This is a genomic window from Paenibacillus sp. 203 (assembly GCF_037027525.1).
Taxonomy (GTDB): Bacteria; Bacillota; Bacilli; order Paenibacillales; family Paenibacillaceae; genus Paenibacillus; species Paenibacillus polymyxa_B.
In genome coordinates this window covers 1-552 of record NZ_JAXCHD010000044.1, presented here as the reverse complement: position 1 = coordinate 552, position 552 = coordinate 1, and the positions used below count along the sequence as shown (strand labels likewise).

At 47.1% G+C, this 552-nt stretch carries 1 protein-coding gene; it reads right to left on the bottom strand.

Annotated features, from left to right (window positions below):
* Nucleotides 1–552, bottom strand: a 552-nt coding sequence (locus WA407_RS26265; protein WP_336078733.1) for a condensation domain-containing protein, incomplete at both ends; no start/stop codon positions are given.

Sequence of the window (552 nt, the reverse complement as noted above, 5' to 3'; positions counted from 1 at the left end):
CATGCAGTACATGTCCCTGCATCCGCTCTATCGTAGACCGCTCGTATACATTGGCATTGTATCTGAACATGATGCGGAAGGTTTCATCGGGCATCACAATCAAGTCCAGATCATAATTCGTTTGCTCGACAACCTCTACATTCGTAATTTCAAAAGCGGACGGACGAACTTCACCCAGCTGCTCAACTTGCTCCTCTACCGGATAATTCTCGAATACCATAATGTGGTTAATCAGATGCTGCTTCTGCTCGGTCAATGCCTGAATCTCATATAGCGGGAAGCTGTCATAGGCTCCCGAGGCCAGTGCCTGTTCCTGCGTTTTCCGCATCACTTCCACAAAAGTGGCATTCCGTTCACTTTGAATCCGCACCGGGATCGTATTAATGAACAAACCAATCATATGCTCTACGCCAGCAATATCCGTTGGACGTCCAGATACGACACTACCGAAAATAACATCCTCGTTGTTGTTATATTTCTGCAAAATAAGGCCCCACACGCTCTGCATCAGCGTATTAATCGTGACCTGCTGCTGCTTTGCAATCCGGTGTA